This is a genomic window from Sphingobium sp. DC-2 (assembly GCF_000722555.1).
GTDB classification, from domain to species: Bacteria; Pseudomonadota; Alphaproteobacteria; order Sphingomonadales; family Sphingomonadaceae; genus Sphingobium; species Sphingobium quisquiliarum.
The window spans coordinates 1-25,256 of record NZ_JNAC01000033.1 but is presented as its reverse complement, the minus strand read 5'-3'; the positions used below and the strand labels follow the sequence as shown (position 1 = coordinate 25,256).

Annotated in this window: 20 protein-coding genes and 1 tRNA gene; 11 read left to right on the top strand and 10 right to left on the bottom strand. The window is 65.2% G+C overall.

Annotation, left to right across the window (positions count from 1 at the left end; genetic code table 11):
* Positions 1 to 36: 36 nt before the first annotated feature.
* The 7 genes from ET21_RS0105920 (at position 37) to ET21_RS0105890 (ending at position 8,222) form a co-directional block, all read left to right on the top strand.
* Positions 37 to 471, top strand: a complete 435-nt coding sequence (locus ET21_RS0105920; protein WP_021237012.1) for a CoA-binding protein — start codon at positions 37 to 39, stop codon at positions 469 to 471.
* Positions 472 to 510: 39 nt separating this feature from the next.
* Complete coding sequence (locus tag ET21_RS0105915; protein WP_030538932.1) at positions 511 to 2,787, top strand: molybdopterin cofactor-binding domain-containing protein; 2,277 nt, start codon at positions 511 to 513, stop codon at positions 2,785 to 2,787.
* Complete coding sequence (gene hemH, locus ET21_RS0105910) at positions 2,784 to 3,767, top strand: ferrochelatase (protein ID WP_030538931.1); 984 nt, start codon at positions 2,784 to 2,786, stop codon at positions 3,765 to 3,767. Before ET21_RS0105915 ends, hemH begins: the two co-directional genes overlap by 4 nt.
* A gap of 32 nt (positions 3,768 to 3,799) precedes the next feature.
* A complete protein-coding gene (phbB, locus tag ET21_RS0105905; protein WP_021237009.1) occupies positions 3,800 to 4,522 on the top strand; it encodes an acetoacetyl-CoA reductase in 723 nt (240 codons plus the stop codon).
* Between the two features lie 4 nt (positions 4,523 to 4,526).
* Positions 4,527 to 4,814: a ribbon-helix-helix domain-containing protein gene (locus tag ET21_RS0105900; protein ID WP_030538930.1), complete on the top strand. Its 288-nt coding sequence runs from the start codon at positions 4,527 to 4,529 to the stop codon at positions 4,812 to 4,814.
* A 65-nt stretch (positions 4,815 to 4,879) separates the two neighbouring features.
* On the top strand, positions 4,880 to 7,255 hold the full coding sequence (locus ET21_RS0105895) for a TonB-dependent siderophore receptor (RefSeq protein ID WP_030538929.1): 2,376 nt from the start codon (positions 4,880 to 4,882) through the stop codon (positions 7,253 to 7,255).
* 199 nt (positions 7,256 to 7,454) lie between these two features.
* Positions 7,455 to 8,222, top strand: coding sequence for an energy transducer TonB (locus ET21_RS0105890; RefSeq protein WP_030538928.1), 768 nt, complete (start codon positions 7,455 to 7,457; stop codon positions 8,220 to 8,222).
* 16 nt (positions 8,223 to 8,238) lie between these two features.
* On the opposite strand, the gene ET21_RS0105885 is transcribed toward ET21_RS0105890, so the two are convergent.
* The 6 genes from ET21_RS0105885 to ET21_RS0105860 form a co-directional block, all read right to left on the bottom strand.
* Complete coding sequence (locus ET21_RS0105885) at positions 8,239 to 9,111, bottom strand: FAD:protein FMN transferase (protein WP_030538927.1); 873 nt, start codon at positions 9,109 to 9,111, stop codon at positions 8,239 to 8,241.
* 95 nt (positions 9,112 to 9,206) lie between these two features.
* Positions 9,207 to 10,076 (bottom strand): DUF4198 domain-containing protein, encoded by an 870-nt coding sequence (locus tag ET21_RS0105880; protein ID WP_030538926.1) that lies wholly within the window; start codon positions 10,074 to 10,076, stop codon positions 9,207 to 9,209.
* 11 nt (positions 10,077 to 10,087) lie between these two features.
* On the bottom strand, positions 10,088 to 10,618 hold the full coding sequence (locus ET21_RS0105875) for a DUF2271 domain-containing protein (RefSeq protein WP_030538925.1): 531 nt from the start codon (positions 10,616 to 10,618) through the stop codon (positions 10,088 to 10,090).
* A 14-nt stretch (positions 10,619 to 10,632) separates the two neighbouring features.
* Positions 10,633 to 11,277 (bottom strand): PepSY-associated TM helix domain-containing protein, encoded by a 645-nt coding sequence (locus tag ET21_RS0105870; RefSeq protein ID WP_030538924.1) that lies wholly within the window; start codon positions 11,275 to 11,277, stop codon positions 10,633 to 10,635.
* 175 nt (positions 11,278 to 11,452) lie between these two features.
* Positions 11,453 to 16,114: an NAD-glutamate dehydrogenase domain-containing protein gene (locus tag ET21_RS0105865; protein WP_030538923.1), complete on the bottom strand. Its 4,662-nt coding sequence runs from the start codon at positions 16,112 to 16,114 to the stop codon at positions 11,453 to 11,455.
* Between the two features lie 176 nt (positions 16,115 to 16,290).
* Positions 16,291 to 17,568 carry a hypothetical protein gene (locus tag ET21_RS0105860; RefSeq protein ID WP_030538922.1) on the bottom strand — a complete coding sequence of 426 codons (1,278 nt, stop codon included), beginning with the start codon at positions 17,566 to 17,568 and terminating at the stop codon, positions 16,291 to 16,293.
* A gap of 185 nt (positions 17,569 to 17,753) precedes the next feature.
* On the opposite strand from ET21_RS0105860, the gene ET21_RS0105855 reads away from it, so the two are divergent.
* Positions 17,754 to 17,829: transfer RNA gene (locus ET21_RS0105855), tRNA-Thr, on the top strand.
* A 66-nt stretch (positions 17,830 to 17,895) separates the two neighbouring features.
* Here ET21_RS0105855 and ET21_RS0105850 read toward each other — a convergent pair.
* Positions 17,896 to 18,561, bottom strand: a complete 666-nt coding sequence (locus tag ET21_RS0105850; protein WP_030538921.1) for an O-methyltransferase — start codon at positions 18,559 to 18,561, stop codon at positions 17,896 to 17,898.
* Positions 18,562 to 18,653: 92 nt separating this feature from the next.
* On the opposite strand from ET21_RS0105850, the gene ET21_RS0105845 reads away from it, so the two are divergent.
* A complete protein-coding gene (locus ET21_RS0105845) occupies positions 18,654 to 19,340 on the top strand; it encodes a TetR family transcriptional regulator (protein ID WP_030538920.1) in 687 nt (228 codons plus the stop codon).
* A gap of 64 nt (positions 19,341 to 19,404) precedes the next feature.
* On the opposite strand, the gene ET21_RS0105840 is transcribed toward ET21_RS0105845, so the two are convergent.
* On the bottom strand, positions 19,405 to 20,163 hold the full coding sequence (locus tag ET21_RS0105840) for an energy transducer TonB (RefSeq protein ID WP_030538919.1): 759 nt from the start codon (positions 20,161 to 20,163) through the stop codon (positions 19,405 to 19,407).
* A 4-nt stretch (positions 20,164 to 20,167) separates the two neighbouring features.
* Positions 20,168 to 22,246, bottom strand: coding sequence for a TonB-dependent receptor (locus ET21_RS0105835; RefSeq protein ID WP_030538918.1), 2,079 nt, complete (start codon positions 22,244 to 22,246; stop codon positions 20,168 to 20,170).
* Between the two features lie 126 nt (positions 22,247 to 22,372).
* On the opposite strand from ET21_RS0105835, the gene ET21_RS0105830 reads away from it, so the two are divergent.
* The gene (locus ET21_RS0105830) at positions 22,373 to 23,161 is read left to right on the top strand and encodes a DUF4198 domain-containing protein (RefSeq protein ID WP_030538917.1); all 789 of its coding nucleotides are present in this window, start codon (positions 22,373 to 22,375) and stop codon (positions 23,159 to 23,161) included.
* A 32-nt stretch (positions 23,162 to 23,193) separates the two neighbouring features.
* The gene (locus tag ET21_RS0105825; protein ID WP_030538916.1) at positions 23,194 to 23,691 is read left to right on the top strand and encodes a hypothetical protein; all 498 of its coding nucleotides are present in this window, start codon (positions 23,194 to 23,196) and stop codon (positions 23,689 to 23,691) included.
* A 1,052-nt stretch (positions 23,692 to 24,743) separates the two neighbouring features.
* Here the strand turns inward: ET21_RS0105825 and ET21_RS28020 are convergent.
* Positions 24,744 to 25,256, bottom strand: a 513-nt coding sequence (locus ET21_RS28020; protein WP_037470363.1) for a hypothetical protein, incomplete at its 5' end; no start/stop codon positions are given.

Genomic DNA, 25,256 nt, shown 5'->3' with positions numbered 1-25,256 from the left:
CGCGTCTTTCCCGGTGCAGGCAGGAAGGAACAGCGCATGCCCTTGAACGACGCCCGGCAGATCACCGATCTGTTGAACGAAACACGCACCATCGCGCTGGTCGGCATTTCCGACCGGCCGGACCGCCCAAGCTATGGCGTGATGAAGGTGCTCCAGGACCATGGCTATCGCGTGCTGCCGGTCAATCCGCAGATAGCGGGCGAGCATGTGCATGGCGAATTCGTCTGGGCGCGGCTGGCCGATATCGGCGTGCCCATCGACATGGTCGATATCTTCCGCCGCAGCGAAGCGGCTGGCGAGGCGGTGGATGAAGCGATCGCGGCAGGCGCGAAGTCGGTATGGATGCAGCTGGGCGTGATCAACGAAGCCGCCGCCGCCCGCGCCGAGGCCGCTGGCCTGAAAGTCGTGATGGACCGGTGCCCGGCGATCGACATCCGCCGCTTCAACATTGCCCCGGTCAGCGCAGATTAGTGCTTTCCAGCCGTTCCAAGCCTCTCTATCACCAGCCTCATGGGGCGCGCACCGCGGAAAGCTGCACAGCGGAAGGACCAGAGCAGGGGCATCGACCGGCGCACGTTGCTGGTGGGCGCCGGGGCATCGGCGGGACTGCTGCTCGCCTGGGCGGCCTGGCCGCGCAGCTATCGCCCGAACCTGAATGCCGCAGCCGGCGAGACGGTCTTCAACGCCTTTCTGAAAATCGACCGTTCGGGGCAGATCGTCGTCATCGTGCCGCAGACGGAAATGGGGCAGGGGATCACCACATTGCTGCCCCAGATTTTGGCCGATGAACTGGGCGCGGACTGGCGGACGGTCGGGGTGCAAAGCGCGCCCGTCAGCCCGCTTTACGCCAACAGCCTGCTCGCGCGGCAGTGGCTGGCCAATGACTGGACCCGCATCGCCGGGGACGCGGGCGATTGGGCGATCGATCAATATGCGACCCGCAAGGCGCTGATGCTGACGGGCGGGGGCACGTCGGTGCCGATGTTCCACAAAAGCTACCGGGAGGCGGGCGCGGCCGCGCGCGTGCTGCTGTGCCAGGCCGCCGCCGCCCGCTGGGACGTGGCCTGGGAAAGCTGCGACATCCAGAACGGCATCATTTCCGATGGCGGCCAGAGAAAGCTCAGGATCGGCGAGGTGGCGGAGGAAGCCGCCGCCTTCGGCCTGCCGGAAATCCTGCCCTTCCGTCAGGGTCAGGCCGATCGGCTCGCCGGGCAGGACCTTCCCCGTCTGGATACCCCGTCCAAGATCGACGGCAGCCATAATTTCGCCGCCGATATCCGCCTGCCCGACATGGTCTTCGCCTCGATCCGTCAGGGGCCGGTCGGCGATGCGGTGTTCAAGAGCGCCGATGAAGCCGCCGCGCGCCGCGTCACGGGATTTCTGAGACTGGTGCGCAACGACCGCTGGGTCGCGGCGGTGGCGGCCAACTGGTGGGCGGCGAACAAGGCGCTTGATCTCGCCGACCCGCTGTTCGAACTCAGCGGCGCGCAGCTGAGCAGCGAAAGGATCGAAGCGGCGCTGGAGCAGGGCTTTTCCAGTTCGTCGGGCCAGCGGCTCTATTCGCAGGGCGACCTTGCGCCGCTGTTCGACAATGCGACCATCGTCGCCAGCGAATTCAGCGTCGATCCGGGCCTGCACCTTGCGTTGGAGCCCATGTGCGCGACCGCGCGGGTGACAGACGACGCGGCGGAGATATGGATGGCGACGCAGGCGCCGGGCCTTGCCCGCGCGGCGATCGCCGATGCGCTGGGCTTGGGGGAGAGTGCGGTGACCGTCTATCCGCTGCATGCGGGCGGCTCCTTCGGGCGGCGCATGGATGTAGAGGCGGGGGTTCAGGCGGCGCTGATCGCAAGGGACATGGGACGGCCGGTGCAACTGCTCTGGTCGCGGCTGGAAGATGTGATTCAGGACCGCCCCAGCGCACCCGCCCATGCGCGCATGGCGGCAAAGCTGGGCCGCAACGGCATGATCGACGGCTGGCTGGCGAAGGTCGCGGCCCCCTGCGGCATGAGCCAGACCTGGGACAGAATCGCCCGTCGCAAGCCGCCGCACGAAGCGGCGCGCGAGAGCGCCGAAAGCTCCACGCGTCTGGCCGTGGCGGGGATGGAACTGCCCTATGCTCTGCCCAATTGGGCGGTCGATCATTTTCCGGTGGACCCCGGCCTGCCGATCGGCTTCGCGCCCGCCAATGCGCGGCTGCACGGCGCTTTCTTCACCGAAAGCTTTGTCGATGAACTGGCGCATCAGGCGGGGATCGAACCCGTTTCCTTCCGCATCCAGATGCTGGGCGGCAATCCCCGCCTTGCCCATTGCCTCACCACCGTAGGGGCGATGGGCGGCTGGCAGGGCGGGATCGAAGGCAGCGGGCAGGGGCTGGCCGCGCACCAGATGGACGGCGCCTACGCGGCGGTCATGGTCGATGCGGCGATCAGCGGCGGCAAGCTGAGCGTCAGCCGCATCATAGCGGCCGTCGACGGCGGCGACCAGATCAACCCCGACATCGCCCGGCAGCAGGTGGAAAGCGGCCTCGTCTACGGGCTGGCGCTCGCCATGGGCGCGTCCGTGCCCTATGCGAAAGCCATGCCGCGCCGCGCGATCATGGGACGCATGGGATTGCCCCGCCTTGCCGATATAGGCGAAATCTCCGTCGAACTGGTGCGCAGCAGCGCGCCGCCAGCCGAACTCACCGAAGCCGGCGCGCCGCTGGTGGCTCCGGCGATCGCCAACGCTCTTTTCACCGTGACCGGCCAGCGTTTCCGCAAGCTGCCGCTCTTGCCAAGGACATGACGACGCTCGTGGACAGGATCGGGGTTCTCCTCATCAATCTCGGCACGCCGGATGCGCCGGACCCGGCTTCGGTGCGGCGCTATCTTGGCGAATTCCTGTCCGACCGGCGCGTGGTGGAACTGCCGAAGCTGCTGTGGCAGCCGATATTGCGCGGCCCCGTGCTGCTGACGCGCCCGCGCAAATCGGCCCGCGCCTATAAGGAAGTGTGGATGGAGGAGGGGTCTCCGCTCGCCGTCTACACACGCGAAACGGCGGTGCGGCTTCAGGGCGAAGTGGGCGGAGACGTGCTGGTCGACTGGGCGATGCGCTATGGCAATCCGTCGATCGAGACCAGGCTGCGCGCCATGATCGCGCAGGGCTGCGGGCGCATCCTGCTCGCCCCGCTCTATCCCCAATATTGCGCGGCGACGACCGCGACCGCTCTCGACGCCGCCTATGCCGCGCTCGCCAAATTGCGGTCGCAGCCAGCGATCCGCACCTTGCCGCCTTATTATGCCGACCCCGCCTATATCGAGGCGCTGCGCGCTTCGACCGAGCGGCAGCTGGCGGCGCTGGATTTCACGCCTGCCCTGCTGCTCGCCAGCTTCCACGGCATGCCGGAGCGGACGCGGGAACTGGGCGATCCTTACCATGCCCAATGCCTCGTCACAGCGGACCTGCTGGCGCAGGCCCTGGGCCGGGAGGTGCGCGTGACATTCCAGTCGCGTTTCGGGGCGGCCAAGTGGCTTGGCCCAGCGACCGACGAAGTGCTGCGCTCCCTGCCGGGGGAGGGCATCAGGGACGTCGCGGTGCTGACGCCCGGATTTTCCGCCGACTGCCTGGAAACGCTCGAAGAAATCGCCATGCGCGGGGCGGAGGACTTCCTGTCATCAGGCGGTAATCATTTCGCTCATTTAAGCTGTCTGAACGCTTCGCCGGATGCCATGGTCCTGTATCGCCATCTGATCGATCGCGAACTTGCCGGGTGGCTGGGGAGGTAGATTCTGTCCGTTTCAATCAAGGAGAGGCTGTTATGACCAAAGTTGCAATCGTCACGGGCGGAACGCGCGGCATTGGTGAAGCGATCAGTTTGGCCTTGAAGGAGATGGGCTGCACCGTGGCCGCCAACTATGCGGGCAATGAGGAAAAGGCCCGCGCCTTTACCGGCCGGACCGGGATCGAGGCGTTCCGGTGGGACGTGGGCGATCATCAGGCGTGCCTGGACGGCTGCGCGGCGGTGGCGGAAAAGCTGGGGCCGGTGGACATCGTCGTGAACAATGCGGGCATCACCCGTGACGGCGTTCTGGCCAAGATGAGCTTCGATGACTGGAATGAAGTCATGCGCATCAACCTTGGCGGCTGCTTCAACATGGCCAAGGCGACCTTCGGCGGCATGCGCGAGCGCGGCTGGGGGCGGATCGTCAATATCGGGTCGATCAACGGCCAGGCCGGGCAATATGGGCAAGTGAACTACGCCGCCGCCAAATCCGGGATTCACGGCTTCACCAAGGCGTTAGCGCAGGAGGGCGCGCGCTATGGCATCACCGTCAACGCCATCGCGCCCGGCTATATCGACACTGACATGGTGGCGGCCGTGCCCGCGCAGGTGCTGGAAAAGATCGTCGCCAAAATCCCCGTCGGCCGCCTTGGCCATGCACAGGAAATCGCGCGGGGCGTCGCCTTCCTGTGCAGCGAGGATGCAGGCTTCGTGACCGGCAGCACCCTGTCGATCAACGGCGGCCAGCATATGTACTGACGCCATGGCCGCGAATGGTGACAGGGGCGGCGGCCCGCCTTCGCCAGCGCCGCCATTCGCGGCCCCGGTCAAGCGCAGCATCACGATTGCAGGCCACCAGACGGCGATCAGCCTTGAGCCGATTTTCTGGAACGCGCTTCGCGCCCGCGCGGCGCTGGAGGGCTTGCCCATCAATGCGCTGATCGCCCGCATCGATGTCGAGCGTCTGGCCGCGCCGGACCCGCCCAACCTCGCCAGCGCGGTGCGATGCTGGCTGTTCAGCCTGGGAGAAGATAAGAATAGTTCGCAATAGCGTTGACTCTGCGATCTACTATCAATAGCAGACCCCTCAACTAAATCAGAAAGGGGAATCTGCTCATGTCCAATATGAAGTCCGCGCCGTCATTTCTGGCGCTAAGCTGCGTGGGCGCTCTCGCCTTCGCGTCGGCCGCGCACGGTCAGGAAACGGCGCAAAGCCCGAAGCTGGGCGGCATGACAGTAACCGACACCGCGATCGACGAGTCGGAGGTAAAGGTCGAACGCGCGGAGTCGCCCAAATATGTCCGCCCGCTGCTGGACACGCCGCAGACGATCACGGTGATCGGCAACCAGACGATTTCGAAGCAGAATCTGCTGACGCTGCGCGACGTGCTGTCCACCGTGCCGGGCATCACCTTCGGCGCGGGCGAAGGCGGCGGCGGATATGGCGACAACATCAACCTGCGCGGGCAGAGCGCCAATACGGACATCTCGATCGATGGCGTGCGCGATAGCGCGCAATATAGCCGTACCGATCCGTTCAACCTGGAACAGATCGAAGTCACCAACGGCGCCAATTCGGTCTTTGGCGGATCGGGCGCGATCGGCGGCAATATCAATCTTGTCACCAAGCGGCCCAAGGCGGATGATGAAACACTGATCCAGGCGGGCGTCGGCACGTCCGATTATTACCGCGCGACGATCGACAGCAATATGCGCCTGTCGGACCAGATCGCAGTGCGCCTCAACGCCATGTATCATGAAAATGACGTGCCTGCGCGTCAGGTCGATCATTACAAGCGCTGGGGTGTTGCGCCTTCCGTCAAGCTGGGCGTAGGCGGCCCAACGTCGCTGACGCTGCTCTACGTGCATCAGGAGGATAATAACGTCCCCCTCTACGGCGTGCCCTATTACAAGAATGGCGTTTATGACGGCCTGCTGCCCGGCGTGCCCTACGGCGGCTATTTCGGTTACAAGAATATCGACCGCCAGGATCAGACCATCGATCAGGCGACCGCCATCTTCGAACATCAGTTCAGCGATCTGTTGTCGGTCCGCAATCTGTCGCGCTGGCAGCGCGTCGAGCAGGATCTGGTGGTCGATCCCCCGCAGGGCGGCACTTATTGCCTTTCAAGCGGCCTGACCCAGGCCGGCGTGGCATGCGCGGCCGGTCAGGTGCCGGGTGTCTATTATCCGGGTGGACCGCGCGGCAACTTCCGCTTTTCGGAAAACCAGGCGCTCTATAACCAGCTCGACTTCACCTTCAATATCCCCGGCGGCCACACATTGGTGCTGGGCACGTCGGCGATGCAGGAAGATTATAAGCTCACCAGCGGTAATGTCTTGCGCAATCCCGGCGGCGCCGCGCCGAACCCCGCCCTGAACCCGATCGTCATTGGCGTGCCCACCGACTATACCGGTCCGGTCAACGTGACGCCGATCAGCCGCCAGCGCAGCGATACGTTCAACATTGCGGCTTATGCCTTTGCCGCCGTGAAGATTGTCGAGGGGCTGGAGCTGAATGGCGGCATCCGCTACGAGCACAACAAGGCGACCTTCCGGTCCGATACGATCACCCCGCCCGCATTGCCCATTCCGGCTGGGCAGACGAGCCGTTATCTGACCGGGGGCCGTCAGGTTGGCGTCGATGACCTATTCTCCTATCGTGTCGGCCTGGTCTACAAGCCGGTGGAGAATGCCAGCCTTTACATCGCTTATGGCAATTCCAAGAATCCGACCTCGACGACTGTGCGTTCCGGCTGCGGTCTGGCGGCGGCCGCGAACCTGAATATCGATCCATGCGACCTGTCGCCGGAAGAAGCGCGCAACTATGAAATCGGCGGCAAGATCGATCTGTTCGACGCCCGTCTTCAGTTGACCGCCGCCTTGTTCCGCAACGAGCGCACCAACTACCGCGTCGCCTCCAACGATCCGTTCGTGGGTAACCTGCCGGTGGGCGACGGCCGCAACCGCGTGGACGGCATCACGCTGGGCGCGTCTGGCAACATCACCAAGGACTGGACCATCTTCGCCAACTACACCTATCTCGACAGCCTGGTGAAGCAGTCCATCTCCAACTATTGCCTTGCCAACCCGAATAGCAGCTTCACGCCTCCGGGAACGACGACAGCGCTTACCTGCCCTGCTTATGATCCGCAGGCGGGTAATCCGATGACGAACACCCCCAAGCATTCGGGCAGCCTGTTCACCACCTACACTCTGCCCTTCGGGCTACAGGTCGGTTACGGCGTCACCTATCAGGGCAGCTTTTACCTGAACAATGCGCAAACAACGCCGACGACCATATTTTACAAGTCGGATGCCTACACGGTGCATCGGGCCATGCTGTCCTATACTTTCTTCGAAAAGCTGACAGCTCAGCTCAACGTACAGAACTTTACCAACAAGAAATATTATACCAGCATCCGCAACAATGGCTGGGCCAATCCGGGCGAGGGGCGTTCCTGGACGCTCACGCTGGGCTATAAATTCTGACGTATCTCATGCGCTGATCCCCGGCATTCGTCCCATGCCGGGGTGAACGGGCGAGCGGCAGTGTTTCCTCCTCCTCGGGCTGCCGCTCGCCCACCCTTTTTCCGGCGTTCGCATCTGTGAACCAAAGATTGCAATTGTATCTCATTATGAATTGCGTCATGAGTCCGGCCATGGCTGCTGCCAGAAAGGGGATCGGTGCATGTTGAGTGTAGCGAACAGGGTCATTGATGCGGAAGAAGAGGGCCTGCTCTCTCCGCCGCCTGCGTCCCCCATCCCAACATCTACCCCGACCCCGGCCACAGCTTCCGCACCGGCGTCGCGCTATGGTCAGAGCCGATCGCCCAACTGGCCGGTCATCGCGTTCATTCTTGCCATCCATGCCGTGGCGATCATGGCGATCATGCATGTGCGGCATCAGGTGCAGAGGCGCGAGGAAGCGCATCTTGCCGTCGTCAACCTGACGCCGCCCGCGCCCCCGCCACCTGCCGAGGACACGCCTCCGCCGCCGCCTTCCAAGCCGCAGATCGTGGCGCCCGCGCCTGTCGTCAAGCTGCCCGCGCCAGCGCCGCAGGTCGCGACCACGCCCGTTCCGCCGCCAGTCGCGATCAACGCGCCCGCCGTGAACGCGCCAGCGCCGCCAGCCGTCTTCGCCGCTCCCTCGCCGCCCAGCACGGTCCAGGGAGGCGATCTCAGCGCGCAGATGGTTTCGGGCAAGCCGCCCCGCTACCCGATCGAGAGCCGCCGCAAGCGCGAGCAGGGAACGGTCGTCCTCGCCCTGACCGTGGGAACGGACGGGACCGTGGAAGCAATCTCCATCGCCCGCAGCAGCGGCTTTTCCCGCCTGGACGATGCGGCGCGGGATGCGGTGCGCAAATGGCGCTGGCGGCCGCTGATGCAGCAGGGGCAAGCGGTGCGGGTGAAGGGCGTGGTCGAAATCCCCTTCGTCCTTCAAACCACATCCGCTTGAGATCGTAGCAGCGCGATCAGTCGAGCATCGCCGCCAGCGCAGGGGTCATATATTCCTGACCGCCCCCGCCTTCCCTGCGGATCAGCCGCGCGGCAATGCCGTGGCGGGTGGCGAGCGCCATGCCGCGTTCATGCCCCATCACGGTGATGGCGGTCGCCCAGGCGTCGGCCATCATGGCGCTGTCATGCAGCACGGTCACTGACGCCACGTCATTGGCCACCGGCATGCCGCTCGCGGGATCGATGCTGTGCGACAGGCGCGCGCCGCCCTCCAGGCGAAAGCGGCGATAATCCCCCGATGTCGCGACGGAAAGACCGCACAGCGCCACGCGGAGCGTCGGCACAGCCAGGCCGGGCGGCGATTCCACATCGACCCACCAGGGCTGGCCGTCAGGCTTGACGCCATCGCCGCGCAGCTCTCCGCCGATCTCGACAAGGAAGTGCCGCGCGCCCAGATCGCGCAGCCGCCGCGCAAGGGCGTCGACGGCGAATCCCTTGGCAATGCCGGAAAAATCAAGCGTCACATCGGCAAGGCGGCGCGCCCGCCCATGCTCAATTTCTATGGCCGTCCAGGGGGAGGGATGGTTCGGCCGCGTGGCTGGCGCGGAAGCACCCGAGGGGCCGAACCCCCAGCTATCGACCAGCCTGCCCACCGCAGGATCGAACGCTCCGCCCGACAGCCGCGCCATGGCGAGTCCCGCCTGCAACACCGTCATCATGCCGGGCGGCAGGGGAACCCAGGCCCCGATCGCAGACCCGTTGAACCGGCTGATGTCGGACCCGGCTTCCCAATTGCTCATCTCGCCGATGACGCTGGCGAGCACGTCCGCGATCGCCGCTCCGCAGCCGGAGGGCGCGTCGACGATGCGGGCCGACCAGCTTGTGCCCATGGTGGGGCCCGACAGATCGGTAATGCGGCCTTGCCGCTGCCGCCCGGCCAGTTGATCGGGCAGCAGGTTGGCAGGGATGGCGATGCGGATGCCGGTCAGGGCGCAAGCACTTCCAGCGTCGTTACATAGGAAGCGCGGCGCTGCGGCGGCCCGGCGGGACGCTGCGGCTGCTGGGCAGGCGATCCGGCGCCCGGCGCGCCCATGCCTTCGCCGCCTTCACGCCCGCCGCCGGTGCTGGCGTTCAGCCAATACATGCCCGGCTGCGGCCAGGTGATCGTCAGCTTGCCGTCGGCGCCGGTGACAAGATCGATCTGGCCGGACGAGTCACGATAGCGGCTGCCGCCGGGAATCGCCGTTACCTTGAGGCCAGCGGCGGGCTTGCCGTCGAGCAGGAACTGGAAGGTCGCCGCCTCGCCCGCCACCAGATCATTGGGGTGGGTGACCGGCACCAGTTCGATGCCGTTGCCGGTGGGCTTGAAGATGGTGGAGGTCGGCGCGCCCAGCGTCACGTAAATCTCGTTGCGGTTGGACGCCTCAATCGTCTGGACGTTGGTGGCTCCGGCCGGGATGGCCGCCGCCAGATTATCCTTGGTGGTGCCGCGCGGCAGGCGCTTCTGCTCGCCGTCCAGCGTATAGCCGCCCATGATGCCGGTCGAAACGCTGGCGATGCGATAGGTGCCCGGCTTCGTCAGGTGCACGTCGAAGGTCGAGCGGTATTTGCCGGTCGCGCTGTTTTCGATCTTGCCCTCCGTACCGTCAGGCTGCGTCACCTGGATATTGTCGGTCCGCATTGGAACATGATCGAAATAGAAGAGGTCGTTGGACACGGCCGCATCCACCGTCACCCAGCTTTCATTGCCCGAAAGGCTGGTGGAGGAGGGCAGCATCCATTGGCGGTGCGCCTGCGCCGCGCCCGAAAGAAGCAGCGCGCCGATCGCGCCCGCGATGAGATATCTGGCCTTCATGACATTTCCCCTTATTTGCTGAAGGAGACGCTGACCGCGCCCAATTCGCTATTGCCCTTTGCCCGCACGGCAGCGCCCGCTTTGGGCGGCCAGCTGAACGGCAGGCGGACGAGTTCGCGCCCGCCCACTTCGCGGGCCGCTTCCACGACCAGCGTGTAATTGCCCGCGCCAAGCCGGGGCAGCGGCCCCTTGCCAGCGGTGAAGGCGATCTTCTGTTCGCCCGGCGCGCGGGTCGCTCCACTCACGCCATCGGCGGGGAAGCTCATCGTCCGGCCCGACACGCGCCACCACTGGCGAATGTCGCGCAGCCATTTCGTACCTTCGCCCTTCGCCTTGTCCACATCATACCAGACCGACAGGGTACGGGGCGCAGCGCCTTCCTTTTCCAGCCAGATGGCGACATAGGGCCGGTGATATTCGGCGACCGTCAGGCGGGGGATGGTGACGCTGACGTTCATCGTCTGCGCCTGCGCCGTGCCGCCCGCCGCCGCCGCGCCAAGGGCAGCGCCGCCGCCAAGGATGAGTTTGTAGCCGCTCTGCATGACGTCGGGTCCCCTTAATGAATGAAGATGATGGCGAGCATCGCCGGAATGGCGAGCCCGATCGCGACCAGCGGCCAGGTGCTCGGCCGCTTCGCCGCATGAAGCTGGAGCAGCAGCAGCCCGGTCAGCGCGAACAGGAAGCAGGCCACGGCGAAAATGTCGATGAACCATTTCCAGACCGTGCCGGTATTGCGCCCCTTGTGCAGGTCGTTGAGGTAGCTGATCCAGCCGCGGCTCGTCGCCTCGCTCGTCACCGCGCCGCTATGCCGGTCGATCGATACCCAGCCGTCGCCGCCGGGGCGGGGCAGGGGCAGGTAGATTTCGTCGGCCGACCATTCGGCCTCGCCATCGCCGCGCTGCCCGACTTCCTTTTGCACCCAGGCCGCGATGCCGGGCGGCAACGGCTTCTTGGCGTCGGGCGCATCGTCCGGCGCGACCTGCTTCAACAGCGCGGGCGGCAAGCTCGCAGACTTTTCCACCGTCTGCGGTGCGCCTTCCACATCGGCGGCGTGGTTGAGGGTGATGCCGGTGAAGGCGAACAGCAGCAGGCCGATCAGGCTGATGGCCGAGCTGATCCAATGCCAGCTGTGCAGCTGCTTGAGCCAGAAGGCCTTACGGCTTTTCTTTTTCTTCTGTGCGGCGCTGACGGGGGCGTGCATGGAATGAGATGCGATCCTGACGAAAAGTGGCCGCTTCATAACGCGAACGACTCGCAATTGCAAACCTGTCATGCCTGAGGAATTGTATCAAAATGTAGCTGATACTTGTCCCCTTGCGGGCGGGTAGCCTGCTGCAAACAGGCGGACGAACGAAAATCCGCCCGCCCCGGCAGCATCACCGCCCCAGCAGCCCGCGCGCCTGTCCCGCGACTTCGGCCAGCATCGCGACATTGGGCAGCGGGGCGGAACGGGCGCGCTGCACCAGTCCCCTGAACTGCGCCACCCGCGCCGCCTTGTCCGTGAGCCAGCGTTCCACATGCCCGGCGACATCCTTGCCGCCTGCCTGCGCCAGAAACTCCAGCCGCACCTGCTGCATGTCCCGCGCGACGCCGGATATCAGCAGCCGTTCCCACGGGTCGGACGGCGCCATTCGCGCGGCGGTGGACTGCACCCAATCGACGCCCAGCGCCTCGCCCAGATGCGTGAAGGCGCGCGTCAGGTCGACTTCATCCACCTTCAGCCGGTCCGCCAGTGCCGCTATGCCCACGGCCCCGTCCAGCTTGAACAGCCCCACCGTGCGCCGGACCAGCGCTTCGGGCGCGCCCCGGCCCAGCAGGTGATCGGTCACGGCATTGACCCGGCGCATGGCTTCGCTGGTCAGCAGTTCATCCACCTGGGACGCGAGCTTGCCGACGCCCTTGGCCAGCATCGCATGGCCTTCGCCGGGCAGCGTGCCGGGCGGCAGGGCGCGCAGGATATCGGCGATCTGCGCGCGCATGCCGCTGGCGACGTCGGCGAACAGGCCAAGGCGCGCGCCTTCGGCCATCTCCGCCCCGTCGATGTCCGCCCATAGCTGGCGAATGTCGTAGAGCCGCTCCGCGATCAGGAAGGCGTTGGCCAGGTCGCCAAGCGAACAGCCTTCCTCCTCCGCCAGTTCGAAGGGGTGGATCAGGCCCAGCCGGTTGACGATGCGGTTGGCGACCTTCGTCGCGATGATCTCCTTGCGCAGCGCATGGGCCGCGATCGCGTCCGCTTCCTTCTTCTGCATGGCGGGCGGGAATGCTGCGGCGAGTTCGGCGCCCATGCTGGGATCAGCGTCCAGGCCGCCATGTTCGACCGCTTCCTGCAAGGCGAGCTTGGCGGTGGACAGCAGCACCGCCAGTTCCGGCCGCGTCATGCCCAGCCCGTCCTGCCCGCGCCGCAGCAACTGGTCATTGGGGGCGAGCCCTTCCACCCGCCGGTCGAGCCATCCGCTTTCCTCGAACATCTCGATCAGCCGGACATATGAGGCCAATTCCGCCGCGCCGCCCGCTTCGGCGATGGAAAGGCCCAGCGCCTGGAGGCGGTTATCCTCCAGCACGATGTCCGCCACCGCATCGGTCATGCTTTCCAGCAGCTTGTTGCGCGCGTCGAAGGAAAGGCGGCCCTCGGCCATTTCCTTGTTCAGCGCGATCTTGATATTCACCTCATTATCCGAACAGTCGACGCCGGCGCTGTTGTCGATGAAATCGGTGTTGATCCGCCCGCCGCGCAGGGAAAAGACGATGCGCGCCGCCTGGGTGACACCCAGGTTCGCGCCTTCGCCGACGACCTTGACGCGCAATTCCTCCGCATCGACACGCAGCCGGTCATTGGCCGGGTCGCCCACATCCGCCTGGCTCTGCGCGGCCGCCTTCACATAGGTGCCGATGCCGCCGAACCACAGCAGGTCGTTGGGGCTTTTGAGGATAGCCGAAATCAGCGCGGCAGGCTCCAGTTCCGTATCGGCAACGCCCAGCATGGCCTGCACCTCAGGGGTGAGCCTGATGCTCTTGAGCGAGCGCGGGAACACGCCGCCGCCCCTGGAGATCAGCGACTTGTCATAATCGTCCCAGCTTGACCGGGGCAGGGCGAACAGACGCGCCCGTTCTTCCCAGGATTTCGCCGGATCGGGATCAGGGTCCAGGAAGATGTGGCGGTGGTCGAAGGCGGCGACCAGCTTGATCGCCTTGGACAGCAGCATTCCGTTGCCGAACACGTCGCCCGACATATCGCCGCAGCCGATGACCTTCACGGGCTGGCTCTGCACGTCGATGCCCAGTTCCGCGAAATGACGCCTGACGCTGATCCACGCCCCGCGCGCGGTGATGCCCATCGCCTTATGGTCATAGCCATGCGATCCGCCGCTGGCGAAGGCGTCGCCCAGCCAGAAATTGCGCTCCAAAGCGATGGCGTTGGCGACGTCGCTGAACGTCGCCGTGCCCTTGTCGGCGGCGACGACGAAATAGGGGTCGTCGCCATCGAGGATGCGCACCTTGGCCGGATGCTCGACCTTCCCGCTCACGATATTGTCCGTCACCGACAGCAGCGCGCGGATGAAGATGCGGTAGCTTTCAGTGCCCTCCGCCATCCATGCTTCGCGGTCGCGCTGCGGGTCGGGAAGCTGCTTGGGGTAGAATCCGCCCTTCGCCCCGGTCGGGACGATCACGGCGTTCTTCACCCGCTGCGCCTTCATCAGCCCCAATATCTCCGTGCGGAAATCGTCGCGCCGGTCGGACCAGCGCAGCCCGCCGCGCGCGACCGGGCCGGCGCGCAGGTGAATGCCCTCGACGCGCGGTGAATAGACCCAGATCTCCCGCCAGGGGCGCGGCGCGGGCAGGCCCGGCACCTGCGCGCTGTCGAGCTTGAACGCCAGTGCTTCCTGAGCGAAGTCGCTGAAGAAATTCGTGCGCAGCGTCGCGGTGATCACGGCGCGCAGCAGGCGCAGAACCCGGTCTTCGTCGATCGCCTTCACCTGCTCCAGCCCGGCGGCGATCGCGGCCTGCGCCGCGCCTGCCTTTTCCGTTCCATCCGTGGCGGCGGGATTGTGCAGCGCTTCGAACAGGGCGACGAGGCTGTGGGCGATCGCCTGCTCGCGCCGCAGCGTTTCGGCGAAGGTGGCGAGGCCATAGGCCATGCCCGTCTGGCGCAGATAGCGGAACAGCGCGCGGAACAGGACCACCGCCTGCGGCGACAAGCCCGCGGTGACGATCAGTTCGTTGAAGCGGTCATTTTCGGCGCGGCCTTCCAGCACCTGCGCGATCGCTTCGGTGACGATGGACGCGCGGGCGATCACCCCGTCCGCGTCGCTGCCAGCGGGCAGTTCCAGCACGAACCGCTGCACATGGCCCAGCGCGCCGCCGTCAACGGCGGTCGTCATCTCGTCGATCACGCGGAAGCCGAAATTCTCGAAGGCAGGCACGACTTCGGAAAGGGCGATGACGTCGTGGCTGTAGAGTTTCAGCCGCAGCCGCTCCGCCCCTTCATCGCCGTTGCGGTAGATGCGGATCGACTTGTCGTGAGATCCGGCAAGCCCGTGCAGGAGGCGGATGTCGATCGCCGCTTCGGCCGGGCCAGCGCCATTGCGGTAGCCCAGCGGAAAGCCGGAGGCGAAACGCTGCGCCAGGGCGGCGGCGCGGCCGGGCTCCTCCATCTCCGCCAGGGCTTCCTCGACGGCGGGCAGCCAGCCCCGCACCATCTGCTTCAACTGCCGGTCGAGCGGCTGTTCGTCGGGCACCACGCCGCCGTCGCGCAGGTCCAGCGTGATGCGCAGCAAGGCAAGGCCGCTTTCCTCCAGCGCGATCGACCAGCTGAGCACCGTCGCGTTCGCCGCCTGCGCCAGCATGTCCTGCACCGCCAGGCGGCGCGCCGTCGTCAACTCCTCACGCGGCAGCCAGGCGAAGGCGTAGAGGTGCCGCGCCAGCGCGCTCGTCCCCAGCGCCAGCTTGGGACGCGGCCGGTCGGTCAGCGACATGAAGGTCAGCGCCAGCCGCTCCAGCGTGTCATGATCGAACCCGATCAATATGTCATGGGGCAGGGCCGTCAGCGCATGGGCCAGCACCTTGCCCGCATGACCGGCCGGATCGAAGCCGAACTTTTCCATCAGTTCCGACAGGGCCGACCGCAGCAGCGGCACCTTGTCCGGCGTCGCCGCCAGCGCCGCGCTGGTCCACATGCCCGCATGGATGGACAGCGCCACCACCTGCTTGCCCTCGCGCACGGGCACGATGATCAGGTCCAGCAGGACGGGCCGGTGCACGCGCGACACATGGTTCGACTTGATGATCAGCGGGTTGCGCTTGCCCTCCTCGAACCAGGAAAAGGCGGCTTCGCGCGTCGCTTCGGCCAGCAGGGGCGTGTCCTGCCGCGCGCATACGCCCAGCGGCGCCTGCACGGTGCCATCGCGCATCCGCCGTTCATGCCCGATCTGCGTGAAATGCCGCGCCAGAAACCAGCGCAGCAGCGCCGCGCCCTCGCTGTCGGGCACGGTGTCGGCATCGCGCGCCATCGCTTCGCGCATTCTGGGCCAGTCGGTGACGGCGGCGCGGACATCGGCCAGCGTTTCGCGCAACTGCTTTTCCAGCGCGCGGCGGCCCTTCGCATCGACCCTGTCCGCCTCGATATAGATCACCGATTCGCGGCGCGCGCCCGGCTCGTCATCGTCCAGCACGGCGGCCAACTGATCCTTGCCGTCGCGATTCACCGACAGGACGGGGTGAAGCAGGCGATAGATGGTGACATCCGCCGCCGCCAATGTGCCAGCGATGGAATCCACCAGGAAAGGCATGTCGTCATTGATGATCGCGATGCGCATATAGCGCCCGTGCGCGCCCTCGCCCAAAGTCTCGATCGCCATGGCGATCTGGCCAGGCTTGCGCACCTGCGCGGTGCGTCCCAGGAAAGTGGCGGCGGCGGACAGGGCCTGATCGTCGAAATCCTCGCTCTCGCCGGGGATGCTCCCCTTCGCCAGAGCCGCTTCCAATGCTGAAAGGATGGAACGGTCGACCTCTTTGGACTGCGAGTCCGCCAGTAACGTCATTTGCAACCTCTTCCCGGCAGGTTCGTCCCGCCTGTGCAGTAACGGAGGAGGTCGCGGATGGCCGCCATGCCTCCTCGGATCGGGGCAATATGCGTCAGCCATCACCGGGGCTCAACCCGGATTGGTAATTAAGTTGCCTTGAGCTAGAATAATGATGCGAGCGCCCGCGCTTCCGGTCAGGCGGCCGCCGCCATGATCACGCGCTGGCCAAGGTCCAGCCCGCCGGGCAGCGCTCCCACGATCGCCAGCGACCCGTCCGCCTCACGCCGCGCCACGACCACGGCCAGGCCGTCCTGGTCGGTGGTGATCGTGCCCAGGTCCAGGGGCGCCGCCGCCTTCATCGCGCTGCGCGCCGCTTCCCGGCGGTCGGGACGCGCGGGCAGGCTGCTGCGGCGCTGGGTGCGTGCGTCACGGACAAGCGCCTTCAGCCCGCCTTCATAGCGGCCCAGATAATCGGCGAAGGTCCCCATCTTCATTCCGGCGGCCTTCGCATGCTCCAGCGCCGTCGTATATTCGGTCAGCCTGGTCTTGTCGTAGGTCGCGCCGAATACCAGCTTGACCACTGCCGTCAGCGGGCTGCGCGCCTGAACCTTGATCCCCGCATCGCTCAGCATTTCGGCATAGTCGCCGGGCGCGCCTTCGGACGCCAGCGCAAAGTCATAGGCAAGGCCGATGGCGCGATACAGCGCGTTATGGCTGCGCGCCTCGCTGGTGCGGGCCTGCTCCACCCCGTCACGGGCCAGCGCCAGCCAGTCGGCGAGCGGCGCGTCCTCCCCAAGCGTCTCCATTCCGCCAAGGTCCAGAGTGCCTGCGTCATCCTCATCGGCGGCGGGGCCATCCGCCCAGATCGGCGTGACCTCCCCGGCAATGGCGGAACTACGCAGCGCGGCGTCGACTTCGCGCCCGATTTCCTCGCTGACGTCGTTGCTCGCCAATTCCTTCCAGCTGATCACGCCGAAGACGAAATCGATCGTCTCGCCATCGGAGGAAAAGGGCATCAATATGCCGCGATACAATATGTCGGCCCCGCGCTGGTTGACGAAGCCCGCTTCGAAGCCGATCGGCGCGGCATTGGCGATGATCTGCAAATAATGGTCGGTAAGGCGCGACAGCAGCGACCGCGGCGGCACGTCGCTGATATGCTCTATGCGTCCTTCGATGGCGCATTCCCGGCGCAACCCGGTGCCCAGATAGACGATCGCGGGATTTTCGATCCCGGCGCTGAAATCCAGCAGCACGCTGTTGGGGCCGAAATCCTCCAGCTCGCCGGGCGAAAGATCCTCGATCGACGGCAGCGTCCGGTCGCCCAGCAGCGACGCCCAATAATTATAGGCACGCACCTGCATCCGCCGCTCGTCCGTCCCGACGGTCGCGGGCGTTTCGATGGCTGCGTCGCCGGCATGATCCAGATCGTCCTGATCACTGACGATGTCATACCCTTGCAGAGTGTCCATGGGTGCGTCCTTAGCCCAGAAAAAGCTTCTCCTGAGAATCGACACTGCCACCGGATGGTAAACATGCCGTGAAGAGGAGGCGCGCGTCCTGCGACGCGGCTAAGCGGCCGGGCGCGGAAGATGACGCGGCCATTTGCATTGCCCGCTTGTCCTGCGCATCAACCGCTGTTATCTGCCCCACCAACGCCGCTTTAGCTCAGTTGGTAGAGCATCGCATTCGTAATGCGAGGGTCACGTGTTCGAGTCACGTAAGCGGCACCATTGCCACTCGGCTCGTTTCGAGCCTGGGAGCATTCGGCAGGCGGCACGAGGCCGCCTTTTTCATGTTCACCCCAGGCGCATCGTCAGTTCGACGTCATCGCCATAGGGCACGGACATATAGCCGCTTCCCGCCGCGCGCACGCGTTGCAGATAGTCCGGGCAGTGATCGGCATTGTCGGCGATGATGAGCGCGCCCGGCCGCAGCCACGGTTCAACCCGGTCGAGGACGTCGGGATAGAGCGCCTTGGCGCCGTCGAGCAGAAGCATGTCCACCGCGTCCGGCAGGTTGGCGCCCAGCGTCTCCAGCGCGTCGCCCGCGCGGAACTCGACCAGATCGGCCAGACCGGCGGCTTCCAGATTGTCTCGCGCCCGCGCCAGTTTGGACGGCTCGAACTCGGTGGTGATCAGGCGGCCGCCGCCATTCTCACGAAGCGCCGCCGCCAGATGGATGGTCGATATGCCGAAGGATGTTCCGAACTCCACAATCTCGCGCGCGCCCATGCTGCGGGCGAGCATGTAGAGGAGCTTGCCCGTCTCCCGCGACACGGGAAGGGCATAGTCACGCATTTCCCCGTAGAAATGGAGATATTCGGTGCGGCTCTGCATCAGGCGCATGATCTCTTCCTGCGGGATGCCGGTGAACGCCGGGTTCGCCCATGGAGCGTTCGCCTCCGCCTCGTCGAACAGGTGGTCGAGCAGCGGCGCGATCGGGGATGTGGTGAGAATGGACATGAGCAACTCCGGTGGAACATGAGCTTTTCTTGTGCGGCCCGCAAAATACGACTAATTCGTCGCATTCGCTAATCGCATTACGGAGGCGATGCTTGGCCGGTCCCCGGAACGTTCAGCTTTCCTTGCGGAAACAGCCCAGGCAGGCCCGCTCGGCCGGACTGGTCGAAGCGGTTCTGGAGGCCGCTGTTCAGGTTCTGGTGACGGAGGGCGCGGCGCGTTTCACCATGGCGCGAGTTGCAAAGCGGGCCGGGGTGAGCGTGGGATCGCTCTACCAATATTTCCCGAACAAGGCCGCGATCCTCTTTCGCCTTCAGAGCGACGAGTGGCGTGAAACCAGCCAACTGCTCCAGGCGATCCTGGAGGACCGCGAAAAGCCGCCCATGGAACGGGTGCGCATCCTCACGCGCGCCTTCGTCCGGTCGGAATGCGAGGAAGCGGCGGTGCGCAGCGCCTTGAACGATGCCGCGCCGCTCTATCGGGATGCGCCGGACGCGAAGGAGAAGAAGGGCGGCGTGGATGCCGCCTTGCAGCATTTCATGGCGGAAGCCCTGCCCGGCCTTCCGGCGAGCGGCCGGGATGTGGCCGCGAACCTTTTGAAGATGACCTTGGGCGAGGTGGGCAAGCATTTCTCCGAAACGCCGCGCGCCGCTTCGGAGATCGAGGTGTTTGCCGATGCGCTGGCCGACATGCTCTGCGCCTATCTTATTGCGCTTGGGAAGCGGGGCAATGGGGAGGCCAGCGCTGCTGCTGCGGCGGCGCTGCCGCGACAGGGGGCGTAGGAGCCGGGCAATTGAAGACCGGCATCATCATATCCGTGCCCGATCCTTTTGGCCGTTATAGGCCTCAGACCGGAAGGATGAACTCGATCGGGACGGTGAATTCGATGCGTTCGCCCGGCAGTTCGTTCGGCGCGCGCGGATAGGGGGAGGCGCGCCGCATCATCGCTTCGGCTTCTTCATCCAGCGCGGCGACGCCCGATCCCCGGATCACCGCGCCTTCCAGGAGCATGCCCGCGCGGTCGATCACGAAGCGGACCTGAACCCGTCCTTCTTCCCGCCGCATCCGGGCGCGGCGGGGATAGATCTTATGGGCGTAGAGCCAGGAGCGGACCTTGGCGGCATAGCTGCGGCTCGTGCCGGAGGGCGCCTTGGCGTCCAGCCCGTCAGCCGCGCCCCGCCGCGCCGCCGGGGCAGCGGGAGGAGAGGGGGAAGCCGCCGCCGCTGATACCGGCTGCGCTGGCGCGGCCGCTGCGCTGACCGCCGCTCCGGCGAGGGCAGCGGGCATGGGCAGGGCCAGTCTGGACGGGATCATCACGGCCGCTGGGGCGATGGCGGCAGCGGCAGGGGGCTGCGCGGGCAGCGGATCGGCGGGGGAAGCGGGCGGAGTTGCCGCAACGCTGGGCGCGTCCGCTTCCGCCTCTTCCTTCCCCTGCTCCGCGCCTTTGGGCAGGGCGAGGGACAGGACCGTCAGCGCCGGAGATTCCGCGCGCCGGCCGGCATGCCCCATCCCCAGGTTGAGCAGGGCCGCGACCAGCAGCCCGTTGACCAGCAGCGATGCCGCCGCTGGCCCGCTCACCCGGAAAGGATGCCCCGCACCCGCCATGGCGTCAGAAGGTGCTGGCCACGGTGAATTTGAAGCTCTGCCCCTCCGCCGCGAGGGAGGAAAGGTGGCGGCGATATTGTTTGTCGAAGATATTGTCCGCCGCGATGCGGAATTCAAATCCCCTGGCCGGGCCGCTTTGCGGCTTGAAGGCGAAGAAGAGATTATGGACGCTGTATCCCGGCGTCGGCAATCCCGATCCGGCGGAGGAGAAAGGCCCCGTGGCGACCTTGTCCTGCCGTTCCGCGAACTCTCCGGTCCATCCGCCCGACAGGCCGCTCGCCGCGTCGGCATAGCCCAGCGTCAGCCGGTAATCATTGGCGGGAATGGTGTTGAGATAAGCTCCGGTCCGCCGGTCCTTGCCGTCGATGAAGGACGCATTGCCGCGCGCGAAGAAGCCGCCAATGCCATATTCGGCCTCGATCTCCAGCCCCTTGAAGCGGGAACGGTTGATGTTCTGGAAATAGGGCGTGCCAGCGGGCGCCGAAACATTGACGATCAGGTCCTTGACGTCATTCTGGAACAGCGTCGTCTTGGCGCGGAACCTGTCGCCCTTGCCCAGCGCATCATCGAACGACAGGGTGAAACCGGCTTCGATATTGTCCGACTTCTCCGGGCGCAGATCGGGATTGTTGGGCCGGGCCGTGGAGCGGGTGAAGATTTCGTCGATATTGGGCATGCGCACGGTGCGCGCGACCGATCCGAACAGGCCGAACCATGGAGTGATGTTATAAAGCGCGGCCAGCTTGGGCGACACGCCGCTGCCCCGCGCTTTTTTGGTCAGGACGGTGCCGCCGACCACCGTGTCGCCGGGCTTCAGGTCGTTCCAGTCGACCCGCACGCCCGGCATGATAGTCAGCTTGTCGGACCAGATGATCTCCAACTGGCCGAACAGGCCATAACGGGTCATGTCGCCTTCGGGATGAGTGCCCGCGCCCGGCGTCACCGTGCCGCTGGTGGAAACGCGCGGATTGCGCCGCTTCTGCTCGCTCCACTGGCCGCCGACGATCAGGAACGTCGTCCAGTCGCCGCCCAGGTCGAACTCGCTGGTGTTCTGGACCTTCGCCTGCCAGCTTTCATAGGAGAAATCCGAATAGGCGAGCGGGCCGAGGAAGCTGGTTTCGGTCTGGTGCACCTTCGACAGCGAATAGGCGATCTGCGCGTCGATGTTCAGCAGCTTGCTGCCGTTGAAGTCGTTCACATAGCCCAGCACGGCGGTCTTGTCGTGAACGCGGCGGCGCATCAGGCTGTTGCCGGTGGCGGCGGAAACCTGATCATAGACCTGCGGCGCGTCGCTGATCCAATCCTGATAGCTGGCCCAGATGGCATGCTTCCTGTTGCCGCCGATCGATACGCGGCCCTTGACCAGCCAGCTGTCGGATTCCGTGGCGGACGCCGCGACGGTCTGCCCATTGCCGCTCTTGTAATCGTCGCTGCGGCGGTAATTATAGCTGCCCAGAAGTTCGACGCCCTCGACCGGCTGCGCCGCGACGATGCCCGACAATGTATGGGCGGCGGCATTGGTTTCCGTCGCCGCCTTCAGCCTCACCGCCAGCGGATCGCCGCTGCTCAGGAAGTCCGACGCATCTTTGGTCGTGAAATTGATGACGCCCGCCAGCGCGCCCGCACCATAGAGGGTCGATGAAGCGGGGCCGCGCAGCACCTCCACCCGCTTGTACAGTTCCGGCTCGCTGAAAAAGGCGCCCATGCGATATTGTTCGTAGAATTTGGTGACGCCATCGACGGTCATCAGGATGCGGTTGTCCGAATCGCCGATCGCCGTGCCCATGCCGCGAATGTTGAAGCCCTGGCCAAGCTGGCCGACGCCGCCCTGCACATTGACCCCCGGCATGCCTTCCAGCAGATCGCCGATAGTGGTCGCCTGCACCTGGTCGATATCGTCCTGATCCAGCGTGCTGACCGCTTGCGGCGTGTCGATCGCGACCTTTTCCGTGCCAGCGGAAATGACCATGCGGTCCAGCGTCATGCGCGTCGTTTCCGGCGCATTCTCCTCCTGCGCCCAGGCGGCTACCGGCGCGGCGATCAGCGCGCTTCCCAACAGCAGCATCGATTTCATCTTCATCATATTTGCGGCCCCCTTTGCAGCAATGGACAGGACAGGAATGCGCCCGAGGCCAGCCACCTAGCAGATAGAATTGATATTGCAAGTGAGTCGCATTAGAGTTAGCAGCGCCGCAGAAAGGGGGTACTCATGCCATCATTATCACTTCGTTCCGCCGGGCTTTTGCTCGTCCTGACCGGCGCTTCCGCCGCGCAGGCGCACATGCCCTATGTGCTGCCCACACAGTTCGATCTGGGGAAAGGCGACCATGTCACCGTCCAGTCCGCCTTCGCGGAGGACGCCTTCCTGCCCGAAGTCGCGATGCGCGGCGCGACCTTCCATCTGGTGGGGCCGGATGGAAAGGATCTGCCCGCCGGGCCGGTCACGCATCTGCGCGACCTGTCCGTCTTCGAAGCGGCGATCCCGGCCGATGGCACCTATCGCGTGACCAGCGGCCAGCGCGCCGGGCGCAAGGGCAAGATGTTCAGGCTGGACGGCAAATGGCAGATGCGCGGGGAGGGCGCCGAACCGCCCGCCAATGCCGAACAGGTCGATGTGCAGAGCATGACGCTGGCCGAAGCCTATGTGACGCGCGGCCAGCCCAGCGCCGCCGCACTGAAACCCACCGGCCGGGGCCTGGAAATACAGCCGGTCACGCATCCCAACGGCATCACGGCGGGATCGGACGCGGCTTTCCTGCTGCTGTTCGACGGCAAGCCGCTGGCGCAGACCGGCATCACCCTGTTCCGCAGCGCTGGCCTGTATGACGGCCGCAAGGTGGCGGCGCAGGTCAGGAGCGGCGCGGACGGCCGGTTCAGCCTGAAGCCGGAGGATGCCGGGACCTACCTCATCCTCGTCCGCCATCGCGCCGCCGCGCCCGCCGGGGCGGAAACACCCTATCGCAGCTACACCTACACCCTTGCCTTCGATGCGGCATGAGCGCCGCGCCTTTTCCATCTGACGGAGACCTTATGAAAATCCTGCTTCCCTTGACCGCCGCCCTGCTGGCCCTTCCCGCATCGGCGATCGCCGCGCCGCATGAAGGGTCCGCCTTCATCCATGACTATGACGCCGACCATGACGGACAAGTCACCCGCGCCGAATTCGACGCCGCCCGCGCCGCCCGTTTCCAGGCGACGGACGCCAACAAGGATGGCTGGGTTTCCGAAGAGGAATATGTCGGCGAATATCGTGCCCGCCTCGAACAGCAACTCGCCGCCTCCGGCCAAAGCGAAGAGAAGAAGGAAGAGGAGCGGCAGCGCCAGATCCGCCAGGCCCATGTCCGCTTCGGCGTTCTCGACAAGGACAAGGACAGCAAGATGACAGAAGCGGAATATGACGCATCGGGCGCCCGTGCCTTTGCCGAGCAGGATGATGACAGGAACGGCATCGTCACCGCCACGGATGCCGCCGCCACGGCCGCCCGTCAACTCGCCGCGCGGCAGGCGAAGGACAAGGCCGACCGTTGATCGGACGGGAAGGGGGCGGGGCCGCTGAACGGCCTCCGCCCCTCGACCAGAACCGCCGCCGAAAAGTGAGCTATCGCTTTCCAGAACAGCCGGTCGAACGGTGCCGGTTCGCTCGATGTCAGGCGCTCAACCATGCTGTTCACGTAAAGCGGGGCAGCGCGCGCATTAACCCTCTTTCCGTTGAACTTATCGGCGCCTCACGACTTTCCTGCGCTTCAAAGCAGACGGGAAGTTTCTGTAAACCATGAACATAAATGAGCAGGCGCGCTTCGAGCAACTGGCCCAACATAATCAGGACCTGGCATCAAATGCGGGCAGTCCGAATATCCGCGCGGTGCATGAGGCTTGGGCAAGCTTCTACAAGCGGTTGATCGCAATATCGCCGTTGGACACTCCGAAATGCGCCTGCTGCGCGCCGCGGCCATGACATTCATCGCAGTTCACCTTTCACTGGAGTAGCGCGGGTCATCCAGACCGGCACGGAGCGAGCCTGCAAGGCGACGGCTTCGATCTGGGAGCTTTCGCACATCGGATCGGCGCGGGCGCGCAGGGCAAAATCCTGCTTCGGCGAACGATTTGGAATAGATAGCCGCTCCATCTCCCAGGCTGACATCCGTCGGGCCCTGACAGGGATGAAGGCAGCAGGCGTTTCACGGGCCACATTTCTGCCGGACCTCAACGCGCACAATCCAGATTGCTATGGGTTAAGGGCGGCCGAGGGAATGGAGTAGATGCGGCTGTTGCGGAACATTGGAGGCGAAATTTGAGCGCGCCGAAGCCCGCGCCATCGCCCTTCTGACGCCTGTTCCATGTGTTTCCCTGTCGCATCGGGCCAATGGAAAGGCGGGGGAGCCAGGAAAGCCGCCGGGGTGCTGCGCAACTGGAAGCGACGCGAAAACAGCGCCGCTCCGGCAGGGACTGACCCGCATAAGCGATTAATAACGCGATGGAAGTTTGTTGAGTTCGACTAACTCTTCTCTGATATTCCCCAGAAAATCCGAATAACTCATCTCTGTCGAAGAGTGAGCTTCCGGATTATTCGTACATATGCGTTAGGCGAACAGCGGCAGGCCCAGCTTACCACATGCCTTTTCTCGTTCCCAGCCGAATACATCATCCTGAGGCCCGAGAATCGGAGATAGCGTCTTCCAGTGGACTCCCGTCCGTGCCGATAATTCGGCGAGCGATGCTCGTGCCTGGCCGATGGCGTGAACGGCATCGACCGGAATGCGGACATTTCCTGCACGCACACTGTGCCGGATATCCAGAACAGCATCCCTTGAGCGGGTGTGAAGGTTCAGCACATTGCACGCGTCCATCTGGGTATATTCAGTAGGCTCAGGAAATCCGACGAAAAATCGCTCCCCGTTTGTCATGGCTAGGAGGGCGGCGGCATCGGTCTGGCGGATGAGTATGCGGGATGTCAGCAGAACTCCGCCCATGAGCGCATATTCCAGGTTCCCGTCCAGCAAGGCCTTGAACATTTTTCCATATGGCTTTTGCTTGCCGCCGATGGTAACCGAACGGTTGAGGCCGCCTGCCAAGATGTGAGTTGGGCGGGTAAG